This is a genomic window from Aneurinibacillus sp. REN35 (assembly GCF_041379945.2).
In the GTDB taxonomy this organism is placed as follows: Bacteria; Bacillota; Bacilli; order Aneurinibacillales; family Aneurinibacillaceae; genus Aneurinibacillus.
Map to the genome: position 1 here is coordinate 84,004 of NZ_JBFTXJ020000016.1, position 7,586 is coordinate 91,589.

Annotated in this window: 7 protein-coding genes; 2 read left to right on the forward strand and 5 right to left on the reverse strand. The window is 46.2% G+C overall.

Annotation, left to right across the window (positions count from 1 at the left end):
• Positions 1 to 4: 4 nt before the first annotated feature.
• The 5 genes from AB3351_RS20940 to rocF form a co-directional block, all read right to left on the reverse strand.
• On the reverse strand, positions 5 to 1,336 hold the full coding sequence (locus tag AB3351_RS20940) for a CdaR family protein (RefSeq protein WP_371149060.1): 1,332 nt from the start codon (positions 1,334 to 1,336) through the stop codon (positions 5 to 7).
• Positions 1,326 to 2,144, reverse strand: coding sequence for a diadenylate cyclase CdaA (cdaA, locus tag AB3351_RS20945; RefSeq protein WP_371149061.1), 819 nt, complete (start codon positions 2,142 to 2,144; stop codon positions 1,326 to 1,328). The genes AB3351_RS20940 and cdaA overlap by 11 nt, the downstream gene beginning before the upstream one ends.
• 148 nt (positions 2,145 to 2,292) lie before the next feature.
• On the reverse strand, positions 2,293 to 2,910 hold the full coding sequence (locus AB3351_RS20950; RefSeq protein ID WP_371149062.1) for a zf-HC2 domain-containing protein: 618 nt from the start codon (positions 2,908 to 2,910) through the stop codon (positions 2,293 to 2,295).
• Positions 2,911 to 2,933: 23 nt separating this feature from the next.
• Entirely contained in the window at positions 2,934 to 3,497 is a 564-nt protein-coding gene (sigW, locus tag AB3351_RS20955; protein WP_371149063.1) for an RNA polymerase sigma factor SigW, read from the reverse strand.
• Positions 3,498 to 3,629: 132 nt separating this feature from the next.
• Positions 3,630 to 4,529: an arginase gene (rocF, locus tag AB3351_RS20960; RefSeq protein ID WP_371149066.1), complete on the reverse strand. Its 900-nt coding sequence runs from the start codon at positions 4,527 to 4,529 to the stop codon at positions 3,630 to 3,632.
• A 242-nt stretch (positions 4,530 to 4,771) separates the two neighbouring features.
• Between rocF and AB3351_RS20965 the strand changes: the two genes are divergently transcribed.
• Positions 4,772 to 5,839 (forward strand): ABC transporter ATP-binding protein, encoded by a 1,068-nt coding sequence (locus AB3351_RS20965; RefSeq protein WP_371149064.1) that lies wholly within the window; start codon positions 4,772 to 4,774, stop codon positions 5,837 to 5,839.
• Entirely contained in the window at positions 5,839 to 7,356 is a 1,518-nt protein-coding gene (locus AB3351_RS20970; RefSeq protein WP_371149065.1) for an ABC transporter permease/substrate-binding protein, read from the forward strand. The genes AB3351_RS20965 and AB3351_RS20970 overlap by 1 nt, the downstream gene beginning before the upstream one ends.
• Positions 7,357 to 7,586 lie beyond the last annotated feature (230 nt).

A 7,586-nucleotide genomic window follows, 5' to 3' on the forward strand; every position in this document is an offset into this window, starting at 1 on the left:
CCTCTCACGAGTTAGCATGTTGATTGTCAGCTTGCTCTTTTATTAAAACTGTTGCTTGTAGATTTTGTTCATTCGTTATTTTGATACCCGGTGGAAGATTGCTTACTTGTATAGGCGTAGTATACTGTCCCGGCGGCTTATCGTCCATTGTTACGGACGCGCTGAGCTTGCCTTTGTCGATTCGCTCCATCGCTTCCTTTGTTCCCTGCAACTGCAGTTGAATGCGGCCGGATACTGGTCTAATAAACTCTGATGTCTGATTCTCCGCAAGCCCTTGAATTCGTATTGGAAGATCTACCGAATCACGGACACTAACCGGCTGTTCGGATTGGTCGTCTTGCGAATCTCCCGGGCCTGCTGCTCCCGTCTCTGTAGCGACTTCATCTCCTTTGACCACATTCACAGTAACGTTCGCTTCCATCGCGCTTACTTTCTCTGCTTTATCCGGAAGCGGAATCTTCACAGGAACAGTCTTCGATTCACTTAGGTCATTTACATCAACCGCAGGAAGCGTTACAGACGAGATCGTATCAAGCACCTCTTGCGATCCGTATACCGTGACTTCCTTCGGGTTAGAAGTTACAGTATCAATCCGATACCCATCCGCCGGCGCACCTTTTGTACTGACTCGCAGCGGCACGGTTTTAGCCGGAAGGGACGTCAGCGGTACCTCGACATCCACGACAGCAGGTGAGATCTTAGCTGCTTCTACCGGCTGTCCTCGACGGTCAAGCACACGCAGCGGAACTTTCGTGCTGATCGATTCTTCGGCACCCTCCACACTGACAAATGCCCGGACAAAGGCCACATTATCGGCCTGACTTTCCGGCACGGTAACAGTAACAGTCTTTGGATTTACAATCGGTTCGCCAACCTTGCCTTTCGCCTGTGTCTTACCCACCAGATCGACCTGAACAGTTCGCTCTAATTTCTTAATCTCCTCGATAATCACAGATACCTGCCGCGGCTGTACAGTTACTTCCAAACCTCGCGGAATACCCTCATACTGTACAGGTACCTCATGTTTTCCACTGCCGTAATTACGCAGGTCTACATACACGTCAAGACTATCCGATGAGAGCAGTGACGACATGGCAAGCAGATCTTTGCTGCCTCTAATCTCGACCTGTACAGTAGAAGGAGCCTGTACTAGATATTTGCGCGCATCATAGCGTACCTTCAGGTCGGCCTGTGTTACACGTGTTGAAACCTGCGCCTGCCCTACTCCTGGACTGTATGTAGCCGGGTCGTTGTTAACCACCATCCACAGCATCACTGCGATTAGGAACGATGTGACTTTGACAAACGTATTGTTATTGAGCCACTTATCCATCATTCTTCACCTTCCGCTGCCAGATCGGAGACTGCGTCCTTCCTTGCATCATAAGCTTCTCCTGAAGGAATTGTGTCAGCTTCTCCGCATCGTAATCGCGTGTAATCTCACCATTCATGGCGATGGAAACCTGGCCTGTTTCTTCAGAGACCACAATGGCAATACCGTCCGACACTTCACTTAACCCAATAGCCGCACGGTGACGCGTTCCCAATTCTTTAGAGATGGTCGGATTTTCGGAGAGCGGAAGATAGCAGCCCGCCGCCATAACCATATCCTTGCGCATAATAACGGCACCATCATGCAATGGTGTGTTTGGAATAAAAATGTTAATAAGCAGCTCTGTACTGCTACGGGCAGTAAGGGAAATCCCTGTCTCGATATAGTCAGAGAGCCCTGTCTCCCGCTCAATTACAATTAATGCGCCGATTCTACGCTTGGCCATATAGAAGACAGATTTGACAACAGATTCAATCGCATCACTCATTACCTTTTCTTCTGGAGTTGAGCTGCGGGAGAATAGCCGACCGCGTCCAATTTGCTCAAGCGCGCGCCGCAGCTCCGGCTGAAAAATGACCAGAATCGCAAAGACACCATAGGACAGCGCCTTGTCCATCAGCCATTTGAGCGTACTCAGATGCAAGAAGGTACTGGCCAGCATTAAGACGACCACGACAATAATCCCTTTAAACAACTGAAGCGCTCGCGTTCCACGCAGCAGAAGAATGAGTTTATAAATAATGTAAGTTACGATTAAAATATCAATTCCATTAAGGATATAGCCAAGAAAATTTTCGGTGAAATCCTCCATTCACTTTCCTCCTTAAAGCGGGAGGCACTAATCGGGCAACGGTCAGTCGCACCCTTGTTTCCCAGCGTTCTCTTTTCCTAGTATATATTGTTTCTTATGCTCACGCAAAAAAGACACGGTATTCCGTGCCCTTCCTCCGTTTTTTATTCTAGCTGTTTACAATCGAGTTGAAAACCTTTTTTAAATTATACCAAACCCATTCGACCGCTTCGTGAATTTCTTGCACTTCACCCGTGATATGAGCGGTAGAGGCTGCATATATCTCACCATCAATGGCGACAACGTTTCCTTTTACTTCTCCGTCTATCTGAATGTTGCCATTGCGTACGACAATATCGCCTTCTACTGTTTTTCCGGTAGGAACGATCACCATATGACGATCTTCATCAACCCGAACGCTCTGTGACTGCGGCGCTGAGAATTCAAATCGTCCTTGTCCTTCTGTCCAAAATGACATCATGCTCCCCGCCATAAGCACAACGAACAAGGAAGCGGCCACAAGCAAGGGATGACGCTTAATACGATCAAAGAAGCTTACCTTGTTTTTCTTTTTTGGAAGCGACGCCATGACACGCTCGGTAAAGCCTTCCGGTGCTTTCGTATGGGAGAGACTTTGCACAAAGGCAATTGTCTTCTTTATTTCTTGAAGATGTCTCTTACAATCCTGGCAGGTAGCGATATGAGCGCGGAGTTGCATCTCTTCTTCTTTTGTTGCTTCTTCATCCAGATAGTGATGCATAAGACGCACATGATCTTGGCAAGCCATAATGAATCTCTCCTTCCTTTCTATTACATAAACCGAAGTTTCTTGCGCAGCGCTTCCCTGCCTCGGTGAATTCTTGTTTTGATGGTTGAGATGGGGAGTTGGACAGCATCACTGATTTCCTGCAGGCTCAAGTCTTCAATATAGCGCAGCAACATGACGGCCCGGTACTTCGGGCTCAATCCCATGATGGCTCCCTGCACCTCTTCCTGCAATTCATCCGTTAGCACTTCTTCCTCCGGACCTTTACTTGTATCGGCAAGCCGGTCGTGCCAATCCACCCCTTCGGCTCCGGAAATTTCTGCGTCGATGGAGAGATTTTTCTTTCGTTTTCTTAGAGTATCAATACTTAGATTCGAAGCGATACGGTATATCCAGGTGGAGAACTTGTACTGTGGATCATAGTTGTCCAGGTTCGCATATACGCGCAGGAATGTTTCCTGTGCAACATCTTCTGCTTCCTGCCGATTTCCTAACATGCGGTAGGAAACATGGTATACCTTATCTTTGTACAAATCGACCAGTTCGGCAAAAGCATCCCGGTCTCCGTTCTTTGCCCTCTGGATAATCCGTTGCTCGGTTATGTCCAATTGCTCCACATCCTAAATCAGTTTCCCCGTATGCTATATACGTCTTCTGCATATGATGGGTTTCAAAAAAAAACAAAAAGACGAGAATGCTTTTTTAGCATTCCCGTTTCCTCTATAGGTTCTACTCACTTATTATATTAGCTTTTCACCAAAGACGGAACCCATTAACGCTACGGCAACACGCGCTGTTTGATTCATTCGGTCAAGAATAGGGTTCACTTCAACAAATTCAGCACTGCTCAATACATTCGCTTCGGCTAAAATCTCCATCGCCAGATGACTTTCACGGTAGCTGATGCCTCCAATGACAGGCGTTCCTACCCCTGGGCAATCATGAGGATCTAGCCCGTCTAAGTCAAGGCTTAGATGAACACCGTCTGTACCGTTGGTCGTAATTTTAAGCGCTTCCTCCATCACACGAGCCATACCCAAGCGGTCGATCTCATGCATAGTGAATACTTTAATCCCCAGCTTTTTAATGAACTCCTTCTCCCCCGGATCTAACGCACGCGCCCCGATTACTACCGTTTTTTCTGGGTCCAGCTTACTTACCGGGCTTCCGATTGATGTAAGAGCATCATGACCATACCCCAAGCTTACAGCAAGGGACATGCCGTGGATGTTACCAGACGGTGAGGTCTCTGCCGTATTCATATCACCATGCGCGTCATACCAGATAACACCTGTCTTTGGGCGGTGCTGCAGCACGCCTGCAATCGTACCAATGGCAATACTGTGGTCTCCTCCAATCACAAGCGGGAAGTGACCCTTGCTCATCTCTGTCGATATTGCTTCGCTTAACTCTACATTAACTCGTGCGATTTCATCCAAGTATTTTAAGTGGGTGCCGGCACTCGTATAATCTTTTGGTCGGCGTACAACCAGATCACCTTTATCATGCATCCTGTATCCGATTTTCTCTAAGCGCTCTGCAATCCCGGCATAGCGAATGGCACTTGGCCCCATATCTACCCCACGACGATCCGCCCCTAAATCCATCGGAACACCTATAATAGAAATATTTTGATTAATGGAAGGATTCATATATGTAAGCCCTCTCTTTCTCTTTGTCTATCCATTTTATCCTGTAAAAAGCAAATGACTCAACTCAACAGGATCATGAATGGTTATGCAGCAGAACACAAAAGCTAACCGTATCTTCTGCATATTTCGTTTTAATTACGCGTGCAGGAGGTATATATATAGGTCATACCTAGATCATGATACGATCATACTCTTTATAGAATTAGATTAGGCAGAAGGAGGTTTTGACCATGATCACGTTCTCTTCCGTTTCAAAACAGTATGAGGACGGTACACAAGCCATTCGTTCATTAGATTTTACCATCCAGGAAGGGGAATTCTTCGTACTGATCGGGCCAAGCGGCTGTGGAAAGACAACAACGATGAAGATGATTAATCGACTGATTGAGCCAACAGAAGGTAGAATTCTTATGCACGACCGCGAAATACATACGTTTGATGTACAGGAACTTCGCTGGAATATCGGATATGTTCTGCAACAGATCGCTTTATTTCCGCATATGACCATTGCTGAGAATATCGCCATTGTTCCCGAAATGAAGAAGTGGAAGAAAAAGAAAATCAATGAACGCATCGATAATCTGCTTGATATGGTAGGACTTGACCCTAGTACATACCGTAACCGCAAGCCTGCCGAATTATCAGGCGGACAGCAGCAGCGGATTGGAGTCGTACGAGCACTCGCGGCGGACCCCGAAGTCATCCTAATGGATGAGCCGTTTAGCGCATTGGACCCGTTAAGCCGTGAGCAACTGCAGCAGGATATACGAAACCTACAACAAAAAATCAAGAAGACCATTGTGTTTGTCACGCATGATATGGATGAAGCCATGGCACTTGGCGATCGGGTCTGCTTAATGAAAGATGGGGAAGCAGTACAAATCGATACGCCGCAAAATATGATTCTCCATCCAGCAGATGACTTTGTTCGTGAATTTATAGGCAATCGGAAATCGGAATGGCTGACTGCGGTTGATGTTATCAGCGAGCCAGAAAGCCCCCACCTCCTGTCAATACAGGCCTGGGAAGCAGGGGAGCGTCCTGCTGTTCATCCATTATATATTGTGCAGGAAAATGGGTCTCTTGCGGGACGAGTCATTGATGGGCGCATCGTGCAGGAGAGAACCCCTATGCTACATAACGATATAAACCTTTCCAAAGCCCTTCCTTTATTCGAGCAATATGAGGTAGAAGCGTTGCCCGTTATAAAAGGGGAGAATGTAGTCGGTGTACTTTCGTATCGCAGTATTGTGCATCATCTCGCCAAAAAGCACAGAAAGGAGATGAATAGCCTGTAATGCAGAACTTTTTCGACTTACTAGCCAAAAATCAGGATATCCTGCTGACAACGATTTGGCGGCACCTGCAGCTCTCCGTCGTCTCCCTTCTGTTTGCAGTAATCATCGCCCTGCCGCTCGGCATCTACCTTACACGTAAAAAGCGGATTGCCGAGCCGATTATCGGCGTTACTGCCGTACTGCAGACGATTCCGAGTCTTGCCCTGCTCGGCTTTATGATTCCGCTGATTGGGATTGGCCCAACTCCGGCTATCATTGCCTTAACAGCTTATGCACTACTTCCGATTCTGCGCAATACATATACAGGCATTAGCGGCGTTGATCCGGCATTAATTGAAGCGGCAACAGGCATGGGAATGAATTCGCGCCGACGCCTTACAAAAGTAGAGCTTCCTTTGGCCATGCCAACCATTATGGCCGGGATTCGTACCGCTATGGTGCTCATTGTAGGAACGGCTACACTGGCGGCACTAATTGGAGCAGGTGGTCTGGGTGATTTGATTCTAACCGGTATCCAACGAGCGGATAACGGATATATTCTGCTTGGAGCAATCCCTGCAGCTTTGCTTGCAATCTTGTTCGACGTGCTGCTTCGTTTTACAGAGAAACGTTCCATGTCGTCTTCTTTTAAGCCGATTATCGGCGTTATGGTTGTATTTGTTCTTCTCATCGCCTCCCCTTTTATTATGCAAGGCGGGCGAGCTGACATTGTGCTCGGTGCTAAACTAGGTTCAGAGCCAAATATTCTAATTAACATGTACAAAATACTTATTGAAGAGCAAACAGATTTAACGGTTGAGTTAAAGCCTAATCTTGGTGGTACCGATTTTCTTTATAGTGCGATTAAAAAAGGCGACATTGATGCCTATCCCGAATATACGGGTACAGCCGTCGTTACACTCATGAAGCAAAAGCCCGTCAGTAACAATCCTGAAGCGGTATATAAACAGGCACAAGAACTACTCGCTAAGCAAAATCTAACCTATTTAGAGCCCATGAAATTCAGCAACACGTATGCATTAGCCGTCAAAGAAGATTTCGCCAAACGGCTAAACTTACAAAGCATCTCGGATCTTAAGAATCATACTGACAAATTAAAGGCAGGTTTTACTTTTGAGTTCAAAGACCGGGAAGACGGCTATAAAGGAATACAAAAGGTGTACGGCCTTACTCTCCCTACAATCCAAACGATGGATGCAGGGCTTCGAGCTAAAGCAATCGGTTCAGGTGATGTTAACATTATTGATGCATATTCTACAGACGGATATATGATTGAATACAAGCTAAAAGCATTAAAAGACGATAAAAAGCTTTTCCCACCATATAATGGTGCACCCCTGATACGAAATGAGACGCTGGAGAGGCATCCAGAGTTAAAGCAAATATTAAATACACTTGCCGGAATGATTACAGAAGAAGAGATGATGGAAATGAACTATCGAGTGGATTATAAAGATGAGGATGCAGCAAAAATAGCACAAGAATTTCTTGAGAAGAAAGGGCTTTTGAAAAAATAAGGCTAGATATTTGTAATGCGATTCTGCGAAGCGTGTGGCTTGACTGCTTTCACTGTAATAACTGCGGGGATTAAAGCAGCTAGCCGCATGACTTCGTACCTATAGAGCGGTAGAGGTGCAGACATAAAAAAAAGACCTTACTATATATGTAAGCATCTTCGTATTATAAATATATAATGGAGCGGGTGATGGGAATCGAACCCACGTATTCAGCTTGGAAGGCTGATGTT